This is a genomic window from Arthrobacter alpinus, assembly GCF_900105965.1.
GTDB classification, from domain to species: Bacteria; Actinomycetota; Actinomycetes; order Actinomycetales; family Micrococcaceae; genus Specibacter; species Specibacter alpinus.
The window spans coordinates 130,317-150,949 of sequence record NZ_FNTV01000001.1 but is presented as its reverse complement, the minus strand read 5'-3'; the positions used below and the strand labels follow the sequence as shown (position 1 = coordinate 150,949).

Annotated in this window: 19 protein-coding genes; 6 read left to right on the top strand and 13 right to left on the bottom strand. The window is 61.8% G+C overall.

Annotation, left to right across the window (positions count from 1 at the left end; genetic code table 11):
- Nucleotides 1-23 precede the first annotated feature (23 nt).
- From BLV41_RS00685 to BLV41_RS00640, 10 genes are all read right to left on the bottom strand, one after another.
- Nucleotides 24-923, bottom strand: coding sequence for an SGNH/GDSL hydrolase family protein (locus tag BLV41_RS00685; RefSeq protein ID WP_074709635.1), 900 nt, complete (start codon nt 921-923; stop codon nt 24-26).
- Between the two features lie 68 nt (nt 924-991).
- Complete coding sequence (locus BLV41_RS00680) at nt 992-2,110, bottom strand: uroporphyrinogen decarboxylase/cobalamine-independent methonine synthase family protein (protein ID WP_074709633.1); 1,119 nt, start codon at nt 2,108-2,110, stop codon at nt 992-994.
- The gene (locus BLV41_RS00675; RefSeq protein WP_083360517.1) at nt 2,107-2,568 is read right to left on the bottom strand and encodes a chorismate mutase; all 462 of its coding nucleotides are present in this window, start codon (nt 2,566-2,568) and stop codon (nt 2,107-2,109) included. The genes BLV41_RS00680 and BLV41_RS00675 overlap by 4 nt, the downstream gene beginning before the upstream one ends.
- Before the next feature lie 84 nt (nt 2,569-2,652).
- A complete protein-coding gene (locus BLV41_RS00670) occupies nt 2,653-4,371 on the bottom strand; it encodes a dipeptide ABC transporter ATP-binding protein (RefSeq protein ID WP_074709632.1) in 1,719 nt (572 codons plus the stop codon).
- Nucleotides 4,368-5,330, bottom strand: a complete 963-nt coding sequence (locus BLV41_RS00665) for an ABC transporter permease (RefSeq protein WP_074709630.1) — start codon at nt 5,328-5,330, stop codon at nt 4,368-4,370. The genes BLV41_RS00670 and BLV41_RS00665 overlap by 4 nt, the downstream gene beginning before the upstream one ends.
- A gap of 2 nt (nt 5,331-5,332) precedes the next feature.
- The gene (locus BLV41_RS00660) at nt 5,333-6,424 is read right to left on the bottom strand and encodes an ABC transporter permease (protein WP_074709629.1); all 1,092 of its coding nucleotides are present in this window, start codon (nt 6,422-6,424) and stop codon (nt 5,333-5,335) included.
- A gap of 132 nt (nt 6,425-6,556) precedes the next feature.
- Nucleotides 6,557-8,191, bottom strand: a complete 1,635-nt coding sequence (locus tag BLV41_RS00655; protein ID WP_074709626.1) for an ABC transporter substrate-binding protein — start codon at nt 8,189-8,191, stop codon at nt 6,557-6,559.
- A 165-nt stretch (nt 8,192-8,356) separates the two neighbouring features.
- The gene (locus BLV41_RS00650) at nt 8,357-8,974 is read right to left on the bottom strand and encodes a TIGR03086 family metal-binding protein (RefSeq protein ID WP_074709623.1); all 618 of its coding nucleotides are present in this window, start codon (nt 8,972-8,974) and stop codon (nt 8,357-8,359) included.
- Nucleotides 8,975-9,145: 171 nt separating this feature from the next.
- Nucleotides 9,146-10,285 carry a tRNA 2-thiouridine(34) synthase MnmA gene (mnmA, locus tag BLV41_RS00645; RefSeq protein WP_074709621.1) on the bottom strand — a complete coding sequence of 380 codons (1,140 nt, stop codon included), beginning with the start codon at nt 10,283-10,285 and terminating at the stop codon, nt 9,146-9,148.
- 125 nt (nt 10,286-10,410) lie between these two features.
- Entirely contained in the window at nt 10,411-11,631 is a 1,221-nt protein-coding gene (locus BLV41_RS00640) for a cysteine desulfurase family protein (RefSeq protein WP_074709618.1), read from the bottom strand.
- Nucleotides 11,632-11,726: 95 nt separating this feature from the next.
- On the opposite strand from BLV41_RS00640, the gene BLV41_RS00635 reads away from it, so the two are divergent.
- Complete coding sequence (locus BLV41_RS00635) at nt 11,727-13,226, top strand: S8 family serine peptidase (protein WP_044575210.1); 1,500 nt, start codon at nt 11,727-11,729, stop codon at nt 13,224-13,226.
- Between the two features lie 56 nt (nt 13,227-13,282).
- Here the strand turns inward: BLV41_RS00635 and BLV41_RS00630 are convergent, their stop codons facing one another.
- On the bottom strand, nt 13,283-13,894 hold the full coding sequence (locus BLV41_RS00630) for a helix-turn-helix transcriptional regulator (protein WP_244516671.1): 612 nt from the start codon (nt 13,892-13,894) through the stop codon (nt 13,283-13,285).
- Between the two features lie 211 nt (nt 13,895-14,105).
- Between BLV41_RS00630 and folE the strand changes: the two genes are divergently transcribed.
- The 4 genes from folE to BLV41_RS00610 all read left to right on the top strand — a co-directional run bounded on the left by folE (nt 14,106) and on the right by BLV41_RS00610 (nt 17,809).
- The gene (folE, locus tag BLV41_RS00625) at nt 14,106-14,708 is read left to right on the top strand and encodes a GTP cyclohydrolase I (RefSeq protein ID WP_083360516.1); all 603 of its coding nucleotides are present in this window, start codon (nt 14,106-14,108) and stop codon (nt 14,706-14,708) included.
- Nucleotides 14,709-14,806: 98 nt separating this feature from the next.
- A complete protein-coding gene (locus BLV41_RS00620; RefSeq protein WP_244516669.1) occupies nt 14,807-16,063 on the top strand; it encodes an NAD(P)/FAD-dependent oxidoreductase in 1,257 nt (418 codons plus the stop codon).
- Nucleotides 16,064-16,071: 8 nt separating this feature from the next.
- Complete coding sequence (gene folP, locus BLV41_RS00615) at nt 16,072-17,025, top strand: dihydropteroate synthase (protein WP_074709613.1); 954 nt, start codon at nt 16,072-16,074, stop codon at nt 17,023-17,025.
- A 10-nt stretch (nt 17,026-17,035) separates the two neighbouring features.
- Nucleotides 17,036-17,809: a pyrimidine reductase family protein gene (locus BLV41_RS00610; protein ID WP_083360515.1), complete on the top strand. Its 774-nt coding sequence runs from the start codon at nt 17,036-17,038 to the stop codon at nt 17,807-17,809.
- On the opposite strand, the gene BLV41_RS00605 is transcribed toward BLV41_RS00610, so the two are convergent.
- Nucleotides 17,806-18,537 (bottom strand): hypothetical protein, encoded by a 732-nt coding sequence (locus tag BLV41_RS00605; protein WP_139244162.1) that lies wholly within the window; start codon nt 18,535-18,537, stop codon nt 17,806-17,808. The genes BLV41_RS00610 and BLV41_RS00605 overlap by 4 nt on opposite strands.
- Before the next feature lie 50 nt (nt 18,538-18,587).
- Nucleotides 18,588-19,541: a diacylglycerol kinase family protein gene (locus BLV41_RS00600; protein ID WP_074709608.1), complete on the bottom strand. Its 954-nt coding sequence runs from the start codon at nt 19,539-19,541 to the stop codon at nt 18,588-18,590.
- 118 nt (nt 19,542-19,659) lie between these two features.
- Here BLV41_RS00600 and BLV41_RS00595 point away from each other — a divergent pair, with 118 nt between their 5' ends.
- Nucleotides 19,660-20,622 carry a J domain-containing protein gene (locus tag BLV41_RS00595; protein WP_074709605.1) on the top strand — a complete coding sequence of 321 codons (963 nt, stop codon included), beginning with the start codon at nt 19,660-19,662 and terminating at the stop codon, nt 20,620-20,622.
- The last annotated feature ends 11 nt before the right edge of the window (nt 20,623-20,633 follow it).

Below are 20,633 nucleotides of genomic sequence, written 5' to 3'. Positions count from 1 at the left end.
GGCAGGCGTGCTCTCGCCATGGCTCAACGGGTCAGGTTGGGCCCCTGCAAGCCGAGCGCCTTCAGTTCCGAGGCGAGGACCTGGGAGAGTTCCTTGTGGCCGCTGGCAGTGAGGTGAACGCCGTCGGCCATCTTGTTGGTCATGCCGTACCGGGTCAGCCAGTCTCCAGCGCTAACGAAGGGGACGCCATTGCGTTGGGCAAATCCGGCCAGCAAAGTATCCACCTCGGTGCGCCGTCCGCCGGCATGATTGCCGCGGGCGAGCGTGCCAATGAATAAGAATTTTGACTCCGGGTAGCTGGCCTTCAACGCACGCAGCAGCCTCTCGGCATTGGAGAGGATCGCCGCATCACTGGCACCTGCTGAGGCGTCGTTACCTCCACCTTGGACTACTACGAGCGCGGGGTTGCCGTACGGAAGGATCATTTTGCCGCTCTCCAGCGAGTCCGGGTAGTTGCTGGCCCAGGACGTGGTGGCCGTGAACCCGATACCCCCTGCTCCCATGAACTGCACCTTGTAGCCGCGTGCGGACAAGCCCCGTTCCACCCACGTGTCGGCCGGCTTGACGCCAAGGGCGCCAGCGGACTGCGAATCGCCAATCAGCACGGCAGAGCGGGCAATCTCGGGGTCGATGACTTCCTGCCGCCCAGACACCGGGTTCAAGATCAGCGAGCCGGCAGGAAGGTCCCAAATCGTGGTGACCTCGTCCTTGGGGTCCCCAGCCTGGGCCCGGCCGCCGTCGGGCACGGCATTGCGGTCGGCAATGGTGGGGGCAGCCGAGGCTGTGGGAGTGGCTTCTGGCGCCGCATCCGCAATGGAGATCCCGCCCGTTCGCGGCAGTGCCCCACTCGGTCCCATGCCCACCACGCCAACAGAAATCGCCGCAACCGTCACAAGCACCCGTAAAATACTGCCTCGAACCATGCCCCAGATCCCCCTTGTTCAGACCGTTAGAAGGCAATCATAGGGTGCGAGAATTAATCACAGGCCAACTAAAGGTAACGAATCTCGCTCAATCTTTCGGCCACCTCGAGGGCGCGATTCAGAACCGTCCGCGCCTCCTGGGGCGATACCCCGGCAAGTGATGTCTCGGGAGTGATCCGCAGCTGGTTCAACAAGGTTTCACCCAGCCCCAAACCACGCCAAGGACGCATGATTCGTTCCGCCAAAATGGAGTACGACGGCGGCACTGCCCCGCTGCGCCCCGGTACCGTACCAGCCCACACGCCAAGGCCGGACTCAATGGCGCTGGCCAGCATTTCCCAATGCCCCGTATCCAGCTCGTTCAGCGGAAGAGCCACCGCGTCGACGCCGGATTCAAGCGCGGTTTCCAAGGCCTTGCGCCACGCCCTAGCCTCGGCAGACTTCACGTCGTCGGATCCAGGCCCGCCGGTCACGGACGCGGACGCACCAAGGGATTCGGCCGGGGCCAGGTTGATCGCAATTTGGGCGAAGCCGGCTTCGCGGGCCGCCGCCACCAGCGTGCTCCATGTAGTGCGCAGTTCCGAGGCCGGGATGGATCGCAAGGTTCGGTAACCGGACGCCGTGGGAATGGTGCCAGCGAGGGCTGGGGCTGCGCTTGGTTCATCAATCTGCAAGATGAGGGCCGAACCAGGCACTGCCGCCTGCACCTTCTGCGCGTGCACGGCCAGTCCGGCCGCCAAAGATTGGGCGATGTCGCGGCGGGCTCCGTGATCTCGCAAGGCACGCTCACCGTAGTGAAGGTGAATGGCCGCCGCGAGAGACACGGGCCCCATGACCTGAACTTTCAACTCGGCCGGAGTGATGTCACCGGCACCGGCAACGTCGGCAAGAACGTTGACGTCTGTGGACAGCGCCGAAACGGCCCGGCGGTGGTCGTGACCGGACCGGTCAACAAACCGCCAACCATACGGTTGAACGTCAACGGGGAGTTCAAGAAGCAGTGAGGCGGTGCGGCCCACGGCATCCGAGCCAACCCCGCGGGCGGGGAGCTCCGCCAGACACGGCAGATGGGGACTGGTCAACAGGCCCAGGGAAACCTTGGCCGCCTCGACAGGATCAGTGCCTGGCCAAGCCCCAAGGGAGGTAACGGTGACTTGTTGGGGAGAAACGTTGGGTGAGGCGCTCACTTGGTCTGGGTGCCGCCGTCGTCCGTTTGAGCCACAAAGCCCTGACCATCAAGGCTCACCACGGGAACCACGCCCGTGGCCGCCACGGCAGAGTGGCTCTCCGAAATAGCTTGGTGGTGGTGAATGACCTCGCTGATGATGAAGTTCAGGAACTTTTCCGCGAATGCAGGGTCCAGGTTGGCCGATTCGGCGAGGGCACGAAGGCGCTGAATCTGTGCCTTCTCGCGGTTGGGGTCACCCGGCGGCAGCTGGTGCTTGGCCTTGAGGATACCCACGCGCTGGGTTGCCTTGAACCGTTCGGCCAACAGATAAACAAGCGTCGCATCGAAGTTGTCGATGCTTGAGCGGATGGACAGGAGCTCGGCCATGACGGCCGGATCTACTGAACCAGAGAGGGAACTGGCGGCCGGATCAAAGTCTTCGATGGACAAATGCTGCGTTTGGCTCGGTTCGGTCATAGGGACAGTTTAGGCGGTGCACGGGGCGGACAAAACTCCTGTCCACGCCGGGCACCGCCCAAGTGCGCTGCTCTTAACTTTTGCCTACTTTGCCGCAATCAAGGCTTGGTGGGCGGCCCGCCGCTGCGCCTGCTCGGCAGGGTTGGGCACAGGCAGCGAGGCGATCAGGCGCTGGGTGTAGGCGTCCTTCGGATTGCCCATGATCTCGTTGCCAATGCCCTGCTCCACCATTTTTCCCTTGTAAAGCACCCCAACCCACTGTGCCAAAATGTCCACGACGGCCAGATCGTGGCTGATGAACAGGGCTGCGAAGCCAAGCTCGGTCTGGATCTCTCGGAAGAGTTCAAGCACCTTGGCCTGAACTGAGACGTCAAGGGCCGAGGTAGGTTCATCCGCGATAAGGAGCTTGGGATCCAGCGCCAGACCCCGGGCAAGGGAGGCGCGCTGGCGTTGCCCGCCCGAGAGCTCATGCGGGAACCGCTTTGCATAGGCACGCGGCAGCTGCACCGATTCCAGCAGATCCTCCACCTTTTTAATGACCGCCGCCCTCGACAAATCCGTATGGATGAGCAGGGGCTCGGCCACACACTCGCCAATGGTCAGGTGCGGATTGAAGGAAGCCGCGGGATCCTGGAACACGAAGCCAATGTCCTTGCGCAGGGGCCGGAAGGTGCGCTCCTTGTAGTTGAGCATCTCGTACCCCAGCACGTTCAAGGAACCACCCGTTGTACGGTTCAGCCCCGCGATGGCACGGCCAATGGTGGTTTTGCCCGAACCCGATTCACCCACCAACCCAAACACCTCACCGGCACCAATGGTGAAGGAGACCTTGTCCACGGCCTTGAAAGCCGGGCTGCCCAAGCGGCCAGGGTACTCAATTTCAAGATCCGTGGCCCGGACAAGAACTTCCTTGTCCTGGAATGCACGCCCAGTGAAACCAGCCGAGGCCGAATTGCGGCCCAGGTGCGGCACTGCGGCCAACAACTTCTTCGTGTAGTCCTGCTTCGGCGCCGCAAAGAGCACCTCGGCGGTGGCTTCCTCCACCACGTCACCGGCAAACATGACAACTACGCGGTCAGCGAGGTCGGCCACGACCCCCATGTTGTGCGTGATCAGTACAATCGAGGTGCCGTAGCGATCGCGCAGGTCCCGCAGCAGTTCCAGGATCTCGGCCTGCACTGTGACGTCAAGGGCAGTGGTGGGTTCATCGGCCACAATCAGGCCCGGGTTCAGGGCCAGGGCTGCGGCGATGACAACACGTTGTTTCTGTCCACCGGAGAACTGGTGGGGGTAGTAGTCAACCCGTTTTTCAGGATCCGGGATGCCCACCTTGGCCAGCGCCTCGATGGCCAGCTTGCGTGCTTCCTTCCTGCCCACGCGCTTGCCTTCGGGCCGGTGGGCACGCAGCCCCTCGGCGATCTGCCAACCCACCGTATAGACAGGATTCAACGCGGTGGATGGCTCTTGGAACACCATGGCCACATCCCGGCCACGAATCTGGCGCAGCTGGCGCGGGCTGACAGTGATGACGTTGTTGCCGCTGATCACCACGGCGCCACTGCTCTGTGCAGTCTCCGGCAACAACCCCAAAATGGCCTTGGCCGTGACGGTTTTGCCAGAGCCGGACTCGCCCACGATGGCCACGATCTCGCCCGGTGCTACGGCAAAGGAGACATCCTTGACGGCCTCGACATCCCCTTGATCGGTCGCAAACGTTATTTTCAAGTCTGCAATGTCAAGGACCGGCCGAGGCATGGCCTCACCCTTGGGTGCGGTGCCCTTGTTTTCTGTGGAGTGGCTCATGCGTCCACCAACTCCTTCTTGTTCTTGCCGTTGTTTTTGCGGGCCTTTTTCTGCACCCGTTTGCGCCCGCGAAGCCGCGGATCGTTGAGGTCATTCATGGATTCGCCCAAAAGGGTCAGGCCCAGCACCGTGAGCACGATCGCAGCACCAGGGAACACACCCGTCCACCAAATTCCGGAGGTGGCATCGGACTGTGCATGGTTGAGGTCGTAACCCCATTCAGCGGCCGATGATGGCTCAATGCCAAAGCCCAGGAATCCCAGGCCCGCCAACGTCAAGATGGCCTCGGAGGCATTGAGTGTGAAGATCAGGGGCAGCGTACGAGTGGCATTCTTGTAGATGTGCCTGGCCATGATCCGCACGCTCGAGGCACCCACCACAATGGCCGATTCCACAAATGGTTCAGCCTTCAGGCGGATGGTTTCGGCCCGGATCACGCGGAAGTACTGCGGGATGAATACGACGGTGATGGAGATCGCCGCGGAGAAGATACCCGACCACATGTCGGAGCGTCCCTGGCTGATGGCAATGGACATCACCATTGCCAACAACAACGTGGGAAAGGCGTAGATGGCATCGGCCACGACCACCAGGATCCGGTCGAGCCACCCTCCAATGTATCCGGAGAGCAAGCCAAGGATGACGCCAAGGAAGATTGAGAGGGCCACGGCCACCACAATCACCAAGAACGCGGTTTGGGCGCCCCAGATGGTGCGGGAGAAGACATCGTAACCTCCCGCTGTGGTTCCCCAGAGGTGGTCGGACGACGGCGGTGCCTGAGTTGCATCGAAGCGTTCGCTTGCGCTGTAGGGCGCAAGCAACGGGGCAAGGGCTGCGGTCAACAGGAAAATCAGGGTCATGACGATGCCGGCCACGAGCATTCCGCGTTGGAGTCCCATGCTTTTCTTGAGCTGGGAAACGATGGGCAGGCGGCTAAACAGCGACTTCTTCGTCTCCATGGTTAGTACCTCACCCTCGGGTCGATCAGTGCTGCGATGACATCAACTATGAAGTTGGTGAAGGCCACAATAACGGCGAGCAATGCCACGATGCCTTGCACAGCAACAAAGTCACGCGCAGTCAGGTAGTGAGCCAGCTGGAATCCGAGCCCTTTCCATTCAAAGGTTGTCTCGGTCAGGACGGCGCCACCGAGCAATAGCGCGATCTGCAGGCCCATGACAGTGATGATGGGAATCAACGCCGGCTTGTAGGCATGCTTGGTCAGGAGGCGGTATTCGCTGACACCGCGTGAACGCCCGGCCTCAACATAGTCCTTGCTCAGTGTGCCAATCACATTGGTGCGGACCAGGCGCAGGAAGATCCCGGCGGTGAGCAGACCGAGGGCTACAGCGGGCAGAATCGAGTGTTGGACAACGTCCCAAAAAGCGTTCATATTGCCACTGCGCAACGCATCCAGCCAGTAGATTCCGGTGGGCGCCTCGAGTTGCGTCATGGCGATTTCGGTGGTGATGTAGGCGCGTCCGGCCACGGGCAACCAGCCCAACCAGACAGCGAAAACCAGCTTCAGCAGCAGCCCGGCAAAAAACACGGGTGTTGCGTAAAAGGCAATGGCAAGTACGCGGGAGATGGCATCTTGCCACTTGTCCCGCTTGTAAGCGGCCAACATGCCCACCGGGATTCCGATCGCCAGGGCCACAACCAGGGAGTTGATTGCCAGTTCCAAAGTGGCAGTGCCGTAGCTGGCCAGCATGTCCGAGATCAAGAGATTGTCGGAGATGGTGCGCCCAAAATTGCCGGTGGCAATTTGGCCGAGGTACTCCAGATACTGGACGAAAAGTGGCCTGTCATAGCCGGCCTCGTGAACTCGGATGGCCAGTTGGTCGGGCGGGAGCCTGTCCCCTAGCGCCGCCGAAATGGGATCGCCGGTGAGCCGCATCAGGAAGAACACCATGGTGACGAGGATGAAGATCGTGGGGAAAATCAAAACAAAGCGGATGGCAAGGTATTTGCCCAGGCTGCCGCCGGACTTGTTCTTGCGTTTGGGCACCCGAGCGGCGGGGTCTTCCACCGGCAGGTCAATCAATGCGGTCATGTGCGCCTATTTCTCTTGTTGCATTCTCTTGGGTGCGTCTTGGGACCGTGCAAAAAGGCGGGGCATCCTTTGGAAGAAAGCCCCGCCTTTTTGCCAGATTCCGTGTATGTCCTGATGTAGTGCCGGGCGGCATTACTTGGACAAAACGCCCAAACGGAACTTGAACGATGCATCCAGGGTGTCCGCCGTGCCTTTGACACTGACGCTGGAAACAGCAACCTGGGCTCCCTGCAGCAACGGCAGGGTGGAGAGGTCCTTGGCTTCGGCCGTCTGAATCTCTTCGAGCAACTTGGTACGGGCCGCAGCGTCTGTTGTGGTCACCTGGTCGGTGATCATCTTTTGGACATCGGGGTTGTCGTAGTGGTTGCTCAGGAAGTTGTTCTTGCTGAAGAACGGTGTCAGGTAGTTATCGGCATCGGAGTAGTCGGGGAACCAACCCAACTGGTACATGGGGTACACATCCTTGACACGCTGATCCGAGTAGGAAACCCATTCGGTGGACTGCAGGTTCACCTTGAACAGCTTGGTTGCTTCCAGTTGTGCCTTGATTGCGGCATACTCATCACCTGAAGAGGAGCCGTAGTGATCCGGATTGTACTGCAGGTCAAGGGTTACGGGTGTTTCCACACCGGCATCGGCCAGCGCCTTGGTTGCCTTGGCAACATCTGGTGCGCCATTGCCGTCACCGTATTCGGCCTTCAGCGGCTCAATGGCTCCGGTGAATCCGGCGGGGACCGGCGAGTACAGCGGCAGATAGGTGCCCTTGTAGACCTGGTCTGCAATCTTGGCCCGGTCAATGGAGTTCGCCATTGCCTGGCGTACTGCCAGCGACTTGGCTGCGTCAGCGTTTTCGGTCTTGGTGCCAAACGGCATGGTGTCGAAGTTGAAGACAATGTAGCGGATCTCGCCACCGGGTCCCACATCTACCTTGACGTTCTTGTCGGACTTGAGGCTGTCGATGTCAGTTGCGGTCAGGCTGCGCCATGCGACGTCGATGTTGCCCTTCTGAACGTCCAGTTTCAGGTTGTTGGAATCTGCGTAGTACTTGATGGTGACAGAATCCGACTTGGGCGCACCCAACAGGCCCTTGTAATCCGGGTATTTCTTGAAGGAGATGAGCTCGTTCTTCTTGAACGAATCAATCGTGAACTGTCCTGCGAAGGATTTTCCCGCGACAATGTCTTCATCCGTGGTGACGGCATCGGCGCTGAAAACCGAATCGTCAACGATGGGCCCTGCCGGGCTTGTCAGTACCTGCAGGAATGTCTGGTCGTTGCCAACCTTGAGCTTGAAGACCACAGTGGTGGCATCGGGGGCCTCAACGCTGGCCAGGTTGCCCAAGAGTGAGGCCGGGCCCTTGGGGTCGTTGATCTTGAGCTGACGATCGAAAGAGAATTTCACGTCCTTGGAATCGAGTTCCGTGCCGTTGGCCCACTTCAATCCGGCCTTGAGCTTGACCGTGTATTCGGTGGGTGAAGTGAACTCGGCCGACTCGGCAATGTCCGGCTTGGGATCGGCGCTGCCCGGTGCTGAGTTCAGCACAAACGGGTAGATCTGGTTCATGACCATGAAGGAACCGTTGTCGTAGGAACCAGCCGGATCCAGAAAGGTGGTCTTGTCGGTCGTACCAACAACAACCGGTGCGCCTGTGGCGCCACCGCTTTCGGTACCGCCGTCGCCTGCGGGGCCCGTGCATGCGGTCATGGCCAAGACGGAGACGCCCGCGAGGGCAATAACCGACTTGAACCCAAACATATTCTTAGCCATCAGCAAACTTTCTCTTGTGCGTTGCATGTAGTGGAAAACACACCATGTTGTGATCCAAAACACGCGCCTGATAGTCAATATCTATCAGACTTCCACGCACCGGCCTGCATCAATCGCCAAGTTGCAACCAGAAGGTTACCAACGGGTACACGACGCACCCGCCAATTATCTAAGTGATGCCGCACGCGGTCCAGGCTGGAAATGCGGATTGCGCCCAAACCACCCGGCGAGCTTGGTGTAGGCGTCCGAGGCGAGGGGCACCTGAACCTCCGGGCCAATGCCGCGATCAAGACCTCGATATTCGGGTTTCATCATGCGCTGGGACCATGCCAGTGATTGATCGGCCAGCACCGGATCCAAGATGACGGGCACACCGGTAGCTTTGGCCAAGTCCCATGAGTGAACGGTGAACTCGGCGATTTGCAGACCGATGCGGCTGCGCAGTGGCGCCTCCCCCCCACCAGGCAGGGCAACCTGGGCACTGAGATCAGCGGTTGACCAGGCTCGCATCAGCAGGGCTGCACCATCGCTGAATCGCGTTGACCAGTCCGCACCCACTGTTGCCGTCGATGCCATCGGGTCAATATGGTGACCGCGGGCCATCACGGTGTAGTTATGCAAATCCTGGACCACCAGGTGATGCAGGAGGTCTTGAACGCTCCAATCTGCACAAGGGGTTGGCCAGGTTGCCTGGCTTGCAGCAATGGAGCTAATAACTTCAGAGCACTGATTAAGTGCATTGCCGAGAAATTGGAGTGGATTGGGAATTGTGTGCGGGGGCATGATGTAAACCTTCCGTGAGCCAAGTCACCTGTACTGGAAGTTTACGCCTGCCCCACAAGCGCTGCGCTGATGTGTCTTGACCGCACCGCCTTCGGGCCAAAAAACACAAACGCCGCACCACCTTTGCGCCGGGGCGTTTACAACAAGCCCAGAAGGTGGTGCGGCGTCTAGTTACGGGAGTTCGGGGCGTGCCAGGGAACGTGCCGTGTCGATCGTTGCCTGCCCGAGTACGCGGGATCCCTGGTACAAGACGATGGTCTGTCCGGGCGCCACGCCGCGCAGCGGCTCCACCAAGGTGACATTGAGGAGCTGGCGGGAAACACCGTCGTCCGTTGCCTCCGTGACATATGCGCGTGCCGGGACGGGGTCGCCGTGCGCACGGACCTGGGCGTAGCAGTCGAACTCGGCACCGGTGGCGACCTCGGCGATGGGCAACCCGGCCCAAGAGACCTTGATGCCCTTGATCTCGTCGATGGCCAACAGTGCGTGCGGGCCGACGATGACCTTGTTTTCCTTGGGGCGAATCTCCAACACAAAGCGTGGCTTGCCGTCGGCTGCCGGGGTGCCGAGCTTCAGGCCGCGGCGCTGGCCCACCGTGAACTGGTTGGAGCCCGTATGCCCGCCAACGCGTGCGCCGCTTTCGTCGACGATCTCGCCGTCGGTCATCTCAATCTTCTCGGCCAACCAACCCGCCGTGTCACCGTCGGGAATGAAGCAGATGTCGTGGCTGTCGGGCTTCTTGGCCACCGACAGGCCGCGGGCTTCCGCCTCGGCGCGAACCTCAGCCTTGGACGGCGTGTCGGCCAGCGGGAACATGGAGTGCTTGAGCTGCTCATGGGTCAACACACCCAACACGTAGCTCTGGTCCTTGGCCCAGTCAGCGGCGCGGTGCAGCTCCGGGTTGCCGTCGGTGTCGGTGATGACCTTGGCATAGTGGCCCGTGCAGACGGCGTCGAAGCCCAGGGCGATGGCCTTCTCCAGCAGGGCCGCAAACTTGATCCGCTCATTGCAGCGCATGCACGGATTGGGTGTGCGTCCCGCGGCGTATTCGTCGATGAAGTCCTGGACCACATCCTCCTTGAACCGTTCGGAGAAGTCCCACACGTAGTACGGAATGCCAAGCAGATCGCAGGCTCGCCACGCGTCATTGGAATCCTCCACGGTGCAACAGCCACGGCTGCCGGTGCGCAGGGTTCCGGGCATGCGGGAGAGCGCCAGGTGAACGCCGACGACGTCGTGCCCGGCATCCACCGCGCGGGCTGCGGCGACGGCAGAGTCAACTCCACCACTCATTGCGGCCAATACTCGCATTACGTACCTTTCAGTTGAAACAAAAAAATCAAGTCGTGCGTTGCCAACCGCAACGGCAGCGGCTTCGGGCGTCCGCGAAGCGGGGGTCCCTGTCAGGCGGAGGCTCTGGCACCCCCGGACCGAAACTACTGTGTGCTCGCGGTTTGGATGGACGATTGATGCCCGGCCATGCCAGCTGCTTTTGCGCGCGCGTGTGCTTGCGGCAACGCGGCCACAAAGGCTTCAACGTCTTTCTCGCTGGATGTATGCCCCAAACTAAAGCGTTGTGCGCCACGTGCCGTGTCTTCGTCCAGTCCCATGGCCAAGAGGACGTGGGAAGGGCGGGGCACTCCGGCGGTGCAAGCGGAACCTGTGGAGGATTCAATGCCAGCCATGTCCAGCAAGAACAGGAGGGAATCTCCCTCGCAGCCGGGGAAGGTGAAATGGGCGTTGCCAGGAAGACGACCGTCCGGGTTGCCGGCCGGGTCGACGCCGCGGAGGACGGCTTCGGGAACCAATTCGCGAACTGCGGCGATGATGGCGTCACGGAGCCCGGAAATTCTGGCATGCTCCGAGGCAAGGTTGCTGGTGACGTCTTGGGCGGCTGCTGCGAAGGCTGCAATGCCGGCGGTGTCCAAGGTGCCGGAGCGAACAGAGCGTTCCTGCCCGCCTCCGTGCTGCACCGGCGTTAGCTTCACGGCGCGGCCCAGTAGCAGCGCCCCAACGCCAACAGGTCCGCCGATCTTGTGCCCGCTGATGGACATCGCAGCCAGACCGGATTCCTTGAAGTTCACTGGGATGGAGCCGAAGGCCTGGACGGCGTCGGAGTGGACGGGGATGCCATAACGGCTCGCAAGGGTCACGATCTCGGCGATGGGCTGGACAGTTCCGACTTCGTTGTTGGCCCACATGCAGGTGAGAAGTGCGACCGAGTCGGCTCCGCCGTCGGCCAATTCATTTTCCAGTGCGGCCAGGTCAAGGATTCCGGCGGCGTCGACGGGCAGCCAGATCGCCTCGGCGCCCTCGTGCTTATCCAGCCATTCGACGGTGTCCTGCACCGCCGCATGCTCCACACTGGAGACCAAGATACGGGTACGTGCAGGATCGGCGGCATTGCGGGACCAAAAAAGGCCCTTGACGGCAAGGTTGTCCGCCTCGGTTCCGCCGGAGGTGAATATGACCTCGGTGGGGTGGGCGCCAGCGGCCTGCGCCAACGTCTCGCGCGAAGCTTCCACCGTGGCACGGGCACGGCGGCCGGCACCATGCAGGGACGACGGATTGCCGCTATGGGCAATAACGGAGGTGAGTGCGGCGAGGGCCGGGGCCGAAATAGGCGTGGTCGCCGCGTGATCTAGATACACGGGCACAGCTCAATTCTACGGCATCGAGCTTGTCAACATCTGCCCTCAATGGCAGGATCGGGGTGTCCCACATCACACAATGATCCCGGGGGGATTAACCCATGCACAAAGCATTTTTCCGCCGCACCACGGCTGCTGCCCTGTGCGCAGTGGCCCTGGCTGCAACCACATTGATCGGCGGCAGCGCCATGGCCGCGCCGCCGGCCAACCAGTCCACACCCGTTGAATTTCCCGCAGCAGACGGCCAACTTATGAGCTACGTGGTCAACGCAAAGGCCGCCAACGCCAACAAGACCAAGGACGCGGTGAAGGCCGTTGAGGCAGCCGGCGGCGTCGCGGTCCAGCAATGGCCCGAGATCGGTGTGGTCATTGTTCAATCGGATCGAGCCAACTTCCGCAAGGACGTCCTGAAGTTCGGAAAATCAGCCGTGGAGTCGGTGGGCGCAACCCGCACCATCACCGTGGCCGAGGGTACCCCCGACGGCATTGCCACCCCGTGGCAGAAGGCCCCGGCCCTGCGCAGCAAGCAACTTGCCAACACCGATCTGCTCTACGGAGACGCCACGTTCGACGGCGCTGCAGCAGATCCGCGCGAAGGCGAGCAGTGGAGCCAGGTTCAGATCAAGTCAGACCAGGCGCACCAAATCACAGACGGTTCACCCGATGTCCTGGTTGGCGTTTTGGACAGCGGCATCGATCCGAACCACCCGGACCTTGCGGCCAATATTGACGTTGCCAACTCGGTCAACTGCACCGATGCCGGACGGCCGGACACCTCGCCCACAGGCTGGTTCCCCACCACGTCATCCCATGGAACCCATGTCGCCGGGATCATCGGCGCGGCCCGCAACGGTGTTGGCATTGTCGGCGTGGCACCCAACGCGCGGATGGCTTCGGTGAAGGTGGTCAACGACGCCGGTTCGATCTATCCGGAATACGCCATCTGCGGCTTCATGTGGGCGGGCATGAAGGGCATGGATGTCACCAACAACAGCTACTACATTGACCCCATGCAGTTCTGGTGCGGCGATCAGCCCGATCAGAAGGCAGTCCTCGACGCCGTTGAGCGTGCCGTGAAGTGGTCAACAAAGCAGGGCGTTGTTCACGCGGCCGCTGCCGGAAATGCCTCTTACGACCTGGCTAACAAGACCACCGATAACGTCAGCCCGAACGACGTGGCCGGTATTGAGCGCCAGATCAACAATGGTTGCAAGGACATTCCCACCGAGATGGAAGGCGTGGTGACCGTGGCTTCCACGGATCAAGCCGGAAAGCTCTCCTCCTTCTCCAACCGCGGCCTGAACGTGATTGACGTAGCGGCGCCCGGATCCCGCATCCTGTCCACGCTGCCGAACAACACCTACGGTCTGCTCAGCGGCACCTCAATGGCTTCACCACAGGTTGCCGGCGTGCTGGCCCTGATGAAGTCCGCACACCCAGGGTGGAAGCCCAATCAGTTGATCTCCGAGCTGCGCAAGCAATCCGAGGATCACGTGTGCATGCCTTCGGCGACACCCACCGGCTCCGAATGCACCGGTTCCGTGCGTAACAACAGCTACTACGGTGAGGGCATTGTGGACGCCTTGCAGGCAGTCCTCTAAGTCTTCAGTTCCCACTATTTCCGGCGGTCACCTCTCACGGTGGCCGCCGGAACTGCTTAAAGTTCCTTTTGAATCAGCCGGGCACAGCAGTGGGAAACTTCGGGATCCGGTGCGAGGTCATGGCGTGAATCGCCACATCCGTCAAGGGCGCCACGAAGCAGCGCCCCGTTGAGTGAACACACCACACCCGCATGCTCCAGCGAGAGCCTGTGGAAGGGGCAGTTGGCCATGACGGTGCCGCCCTCACCATCAGGTTGGGGATCGTAGCCGGTACTGACTAGGAGCTCGTGAATGCTCCCGGACTGCTCCCCCAGACGCCTGCCTTCATCACGGGCCACCTCCGCCAAGGCTTGCTCAATGCCCACCGGTCCGTCAATTGAGCGGTGAACGGCAGCCGCAAGCAATTGCGCGACCAGGTCGTAGTGTCTCGGCGGCACGGAGGCACCGACCTCATGGCGCGCGGCGGTATACAACTTGGTGGGACGGCCGGAGCCGGGGCCTGTTCGCTCCCCGACCTTGCGAAACTCCACCAGCAAAAGCTGTTCGTGCACCAAGCGGTCAAGGTGGACTCGGACCGTGCTCTTGGGCAGGTCAAGCTCTTGGGCGCAGTCATCTCGGCTCAGTGCATGGTCCGAGAGACGCACCAACTCAAACAATCGCTTACGCACCGGATCACCCAGGGACGCCACGGCACTCAGGCACTGGCCGTCGTCGAGCCTTGCGCCAGGCCCGTTCGGCGGCTGGGGGATGGCTGTTTCATGGCTGTTGACCTAGTCCTCTCTGCATCGGCGCTTCATGCGGAGAATTGTTTCGTCCGTGCTTGACGCTTTGAGTCTGCGCTTCTAAAGTCAATAATACAAGCTTTAGAAAGGTGCGACCATGTCTATCTCCAGTGCACCACCGCCGGAGCTGCTCGACTTCGAGGATCCGCTAACCGGGGATTCCCCGATTGATCTCCCCCGCGCGCAGGCAGCCGTCGCTGAGCTGCTTCGAGCGCTGGGCCGCGATGACAACGATCCGCATTTGCGTGACACTCCCCGACGCGTGGCAGCCGCCTATGCCCAGATGCTCACCCCGCGTGAGACGTCGTGGACCACTTTCCCCAACGACGACGGTTATCAGGGCCTGGTGTTGGTCAAGGACATCCCTTTCAATTCCCTCTGCCAGCACCACCTGCTGCCGTTCCGTGGCGTGGCCCATGTGGGCTATTTGCCCGGCGAGCGACTCTTTGGCCTGTCCAAGCTGGCCCGCGGCGTGGAATTGTTCGCCCGCGATCTGCAGGTTCAGGAACGGCTTACGCAGCAACTCGCGAACTGGCTCGAGGACACCCTGTCCCCACGCGGCGTTGGTGTCGTCATGGAGGCCGAGCACATGTGCATGTCGCTGCGAGGCGTTCAGACGGCCGGGACATTGACCCGCACCTCGGTCTTTACCGGTCTGCTGTCTGACGCCGGCCCCTTGCGTGAGCAGTTCCCGCACTGACACGTCTGCGCCAGGGCACAGCCTGCGGAGACGGCCGGCCAGTCCAGCCACAAGTTCATAAACAGAGACACAATTTTCCACCGGAAAGAGTTTCGATCATGAATGCCTCACTCAACACTCCCGCCACTTCCCCAGCCGCTGGCATGGTCATTATTGGTGGCGGGCTCACTGCCGCCACCGCGGCCGAAGCCCTGCGAAAGCAAGGGTATGGCGGAGCCGTCACGATCGTCGCGGCGGAAGCTGAGGTTCCATACCAGCGCCCGCCGCTGTCCAAGGGATTTCTGGCAGGCAAGGAGGATGACGAGGCTCTTCTGCCCCTCCTTGCCCACTGGTACGACGAGAATAACGTCACGCTCTTGACGGGCGTGGCCGCAACAGCCCTGGATCCGACGGGGCACACCGTCACCCTCGACAACGGGACCACCCTCCCGTATGCCAAGGCACTCATCGCCACAGGTGCTGCGCCGCGCCGAATTCCGCTGTCCGGCGTCGACCTTGACGGTGTCTGCACTTTCCGCACCAAGGCCGACAGCGTGGCGTTGAAATTGAAGCTTGCCGGTGGTGGCCACCACGTTGTCATGATTGGCTCGGGCTGGATTGGCATGGAAATCGCTGCCACGGCCACCGAATTGGGTAACCACGTGACCTTGCTGGGTCTGGAAGATGTGCCCTTGTCCGCCGCGATTGGAACCACGCTGGGCACAGTTTTCATGGACCGGCACAAGGAGGCGGGCGTGACGTTTCTCCTCCCGGCGAGCGCCGCGGAAATCCAGGGCGGCAACGGCGCTGTGACGCACGTACTCACGACCACAGGTGTGAGCCTGCCGGCCGATATTGTCATTGTGGCCGTGGGCGTGGTGCCCAATATCGCCCTGGCTCAAGGGGCTGGGCTTACGATCAACAATGGCATCGAGGTCACGGCGGGGCTGCAAACGTCCGAGCCGGATGTGTTTGCCGCTGGCGACGTGGCCAATGCGATGCATCCGATCACCGGCGCCTTGGCGCGTTCGGAGCACTGGGCCAACGCGATTGCCGGCGGTAAGGTTGCTGCGCGGTCAATGCTGGGTCAGGATGCCGTCCTCGATGACATCCCGTATTTTTACACCGACCAGTTTGATCTGGGCATGGAATATTCCGGTTTCGGCGCCTTGACCAAGGATGCCCAGCTGGTTATTCGTGGCAGCCTCGAAAAGCGTGAATTCATCGCATTCTGGCTGCTGGATGGCCGTCTGGTAGCGGGCATGAATGTAAATATCTGGGATGTCCAGGACGCCATCAAGGAGCTGATCTCCTCCCAGCGAATCATCGACACGCATAAGCTGGCTGACCCGCAAACCCCTCTCGAGGCTATTTGATGGTGGGTATGAGGACTTCCCCCGCAGTTACTTCCCCGTTCTATGCGCCGCCACTGATTCACCCGGTCCACCAGTTTGGGCCACGCACCATCGACTTCAGCCGTCAGGTGGCGCTCATGGCCATTATTAACCGCACACCGGATTCCTTCTATGACGGCGGAGCCACCTTTGCCCTTGATGCTGCGGTCTCGGCTTCGCTTGCGGCCGTGAAGGACGGTGCCGATTGGGTTGATATTGGCGGGGTGCCGTTTGCGCCCGGGCCCGCGCTGAGCGCTGACGAGGAAAGTGACCGGGTGGTGCCGGTCATCGCTGCCGTGGCGGCCGCCAGCGATGTGATCATCTCGGTGGACACGTTCCTCCCAGAGGTTGCGGCCCGCAGCATCGCAGCAGGCGCCCACGTAATCAACGACACCACAGGATTGGCAAATCCGGAGATCGCCTCCGTGGTGGCGGAGCATGGCGCGCATCTGGTCATCACCCACTCGCTGGCCAAGCCCCGAACGGTCTACCCACGGCCGCACTACGACGACGTTGTCACCGAGGTTGCCGCGTTCCTGGCCGAGAAGGTGAACCTCGCCATCTCCCTGGGTGTGCCAGCCGAGAAGATCATCATCGATCCTGGCCATGACCTCAACAAGAACACCCTGCACACCTTGGAGATCACCCGTCGCTTCAACGAGATTGCCGGCCTGGGCTTCCCCGCCCTGGCGGCTGTGTCCAACAAGGACTTCATTGGCGAATCCCTCAACCAAGCCAAGCATGAGCGGCTTGAAGGTTCGCTGGCCACCGGGGTGATCTGCATTCTGGGCGGTGCCCGGATCCTGCGCATGCACAATATCGCCTCGGCCAACTCTGCCATTCGCATGACCGAGACAACCCTGGGCTGGCGGGAACCGGCCTATCTCAAACACAACATGGGAGATCTTAACGAGCCCGCCCACCCGAACCGCAGCAACGGTTAAGGACCACACCATGATCGAGAGACTTTTCCCCCGCCCCGCCCTGTTGTCCGGTGCCGACCTGGACCAGGAACTACTGGCACCCCCCTCTGAACACCGCATGGCCGGGCGTCCCTGGGTGAGCTTTGACTTCATCTCCAGCCTTGACGGTGCGGCCACCTTGGACGGACTATCGGGAAAGTTGGGCAACGCGTGGGACCTGCGCGTGTTCTCCCTGCTTCGCCAAAGCGCCGACGTCATCCTTGTGGGCGCTGCAACGATCAGGGCCGAAGGCTACGGCGGAGAACTCCTGAGTGCGGCGGCACAGCAATGGCGCCTTGAGAACTGGTTGGCCGCACATCCACCCGTAGCTATCGTCTCGGGCTCGCTCAATCTTGACCCGGCGCTCGAGGTGTTTACCCAGGCCCCCGTCCGGCCACTGATCCTGACCCTGGAGTCGGCACTCACCGCTTCCGAACCGGATCACGTTGCGGCGCTCGCCGAGGTCGCCGAAATCATCACGGTCGGCACTGACGTGCTGGACCCGGAGCTGGTCATTTCAGTCCTGGCCGCACGGAACTATCAGCGCATCCATTCCGAGGGCGGCCCCACTTTGCTGGGCACCTTTGCGGCCGCCGGAAAAGTCGACGAACTAAATCTCACTGTCTCACCGCTCCTCGTCAGCGGCCGGGCTGGCAGAATCGCCCACGGCCCCGAAACCTCAGCTGCCACCAGCACCATGGAACTGACGAGAATCCTCAAAGCCGAGTCCATGCTGTTCCTGCGCTACGTGCGCCCTGTCGGCTAGCTCGACGGCGGTGCGACCGACAATTTCGCCATGACCGCCGGCGTCGTTGCGGCAAGCAATTCATCGGTGGGGCACGCCAAGCTCACCAGCAAAGAGGTATTGGCCGTTCCGAGCATGCGCCCCCACACGGTGCTGGCCATGACATCCTTGCCAGCCTTTGTGGAGAACCCAAGGAAGGTGATGCCGGGCCCCGGTTTTCCTGCCTCCGCCACCCACGGCAACTTGGCTTCACCCAGAGACTCGGCGATCACTGAGGGAATCAGATACTTCATCAACTTCACGGTGGAGGCCTTGTCATCTCCGGCCGTGATGAGCGGTCCCTGATTGACGGTGGTCCAATAGGCAACCTGGCAGCCCGCAGCATTCTTGTACTGCGTCTGGCCGGCCACCTTGTCTTTGACCAGCGTCCACTCCGCGGGTGCCGGCGTTGTTGAATAATCCTGCGATGGTTGGCCCAGGACATCGCTAAACCCGACGGCCACGCCAGCGGACAAGGTGTTCCCTGCTTCAAAGGTCATGGGTGCGGCGGCCACCTTGGCGGCGTCATGGCCGGCCACAACAGTGGGCGGCGCGTAGGTGGTCGCTGGGGCAGAATTCTCGGCCGTTGGCGCGGTGGGAGAAGGAACGGAAATACTGCAGCCCGTCAGGGAACCAGTCAAAGAGATGGCCAATGAAACGGTCAGCGCCACGACGGCTGCCGGCCCCTTGGACCCCCTGTGTTGATTCACACGATCCACTCTACCGATCCGCGCGAGCATCCTGCCACAGCAGCGCAACACTAACCCCACAGCAGTGCCGCACCTGGATCCGCCGCGACGGTCGCCGGTAGTGGCCCGATTCGCTCGCCGTCCGCGTACGCAATGAGTCCGGGCGCGTCAATGATGACCTCAGACACCTGCCTAATCCTGACCTCCGGGCGGCCGGCGTGCCGTCCGGAGAAGACCAGCGGGTAAATTCGCAGGAACCTGGTCCGCGACACGGGGGAGACAACAAACATATCCAGCAGGCCGTCGTCGTATTTGGCCTTCGGGGTGATCAACATGCCACCACCTATGGAGGTGCCGTTGGAGATGGAAATCAGTACGGCCTGCTGCTTGCCGGCCTGGCCATCCACCACCAGCGAATAGTTCAGCGGCCTCAAAACGGCCAGTTCGCGCAGGATCGCCAGGTTGTAGCGCATGGGTCCGCGCGGCCAACGCCACGTGTTGGCGCGCTCGTTGACCAGGGCATCGAAGCCGGCCGAGAGCGCGCCCATGAACCAAACCGGCTCCTGTCCTGCTCGATCAATCCGGCCTAGATCCAGGATGCGGGGCCCGCCGTGGCAGCACCTTAGGAAATGCTCGACGGCGGCGCCCGGGTTGTTCAGCTCAAGGCCCAGTCCGCGGGCGGCGTCGTTGCCGGTGCCTGCCGGGATGATGCCCAGGGGGACGTTCTTGTGGGCCACGGCGTTGACCCCGAGGTGGACCATGCCGTCCCCACCCACAACGACCAGGGCCTGGGCACCTGCGGCGATCTCGGCGTCGACCGCTCGTTTTAGGGCGAGGTAATCGCCGCGGCGCAGCTCGCTGATGTGATGTCCGGCTTCACGCAGGCGCGCCACCACCATATCCCCGGTCCGCGTGGGCGAGGAGGCACCTTTTCCGCCAAAGGCCGCACGCGGATTGATGGCCACGGCAATGGACAGTGCTGTGCCTGCTGCGGGTTCGATGGAAGTGCGCGGGATCGTGTTCATGGCAAGTGAAAGTATGACAGCGCGGGCGCCTTCGCTGGGGGATTTCCGCTCAGATAAAACAGTCAGTTGCGGCCGCTAGAATGAATTCCTGCACAGCCTGGCTAGCGAAAGGTCCCTTGTGGGCGAGAAACACCTCACTCATTACCAAGTCCTGGGACTTGCCCGCACAGCCTCCGAACGCGAGGTGAAAATCGCGTACCGCAAGGCCGCGAGGATCACGCACCCCGACAGGGGTGGGGACCCCGCACTCTTCCGCCAAATCACCGAAGCCTATGAGGTCTTGGCCGATCCTGCGCGCAGGCAAGCCTATGACCGCTCTTATGGTTCCGTGGGCAGGGAGCGTCGCGCCGGCGCACCTGGTCCTGCCAGCGCCCCTCGGGGATATGGCACTCCGGATGACTTTGATGCCTTCACCACGCGTCGCGCCCCCGAAGAACGGCGCCCAGCTGGCGATCCCGCCGTCTATTTCCCCGCCTACGAAGACCTCGCGGCCGGTGAAGCCCCGATCATGCCCCGGCCCACTGCGGCACAACCGGTCCACGGCGCACCGCGCAAGCGCGGACTCTTTGGTGCTGCCTCCAGGCTTGCCCGTGAGGCCCGGACCGCGCAGCTGATCATGCAGCAAGTTCTGCCGAGCATTCCAGCTGCCCGGCTCATCAACGGCCTCACAGCACCTCACGGCACCGGCTACATGGACCACGTGCTGGTGTCCGGCTACAGGATTGCGATCATCGGATCCATGTTGGTTCCCGACGGCGCGTTCCGCTGGGACGGCAGCGTCCTGGTCCACGGAACCAGGGTTGCCGCTCCCCCGCAGCTCATCCCCGCTGCCCGGGCGTTGCAAGACCTGTTCCCTGAGTGCAATGTGACGGCCTGGGTTTGCGTCCACAGCAGCACCGGCAACCCCTTTGAACCCGTGATCGACTACGCCCGCGGAACCGAACCGGACGGATCCAGCACCGTCAACGTGGCCAACGCCGCCCGTTTTGTTCGTGAAGCCAAGCAATTTCTGGCGTCCGGCCCCTCACCCAACGTGGTTGACCTGAATGTCCTTGACCGGCTCCTGGGCGGCATGTACTAACAGCTTGCCCT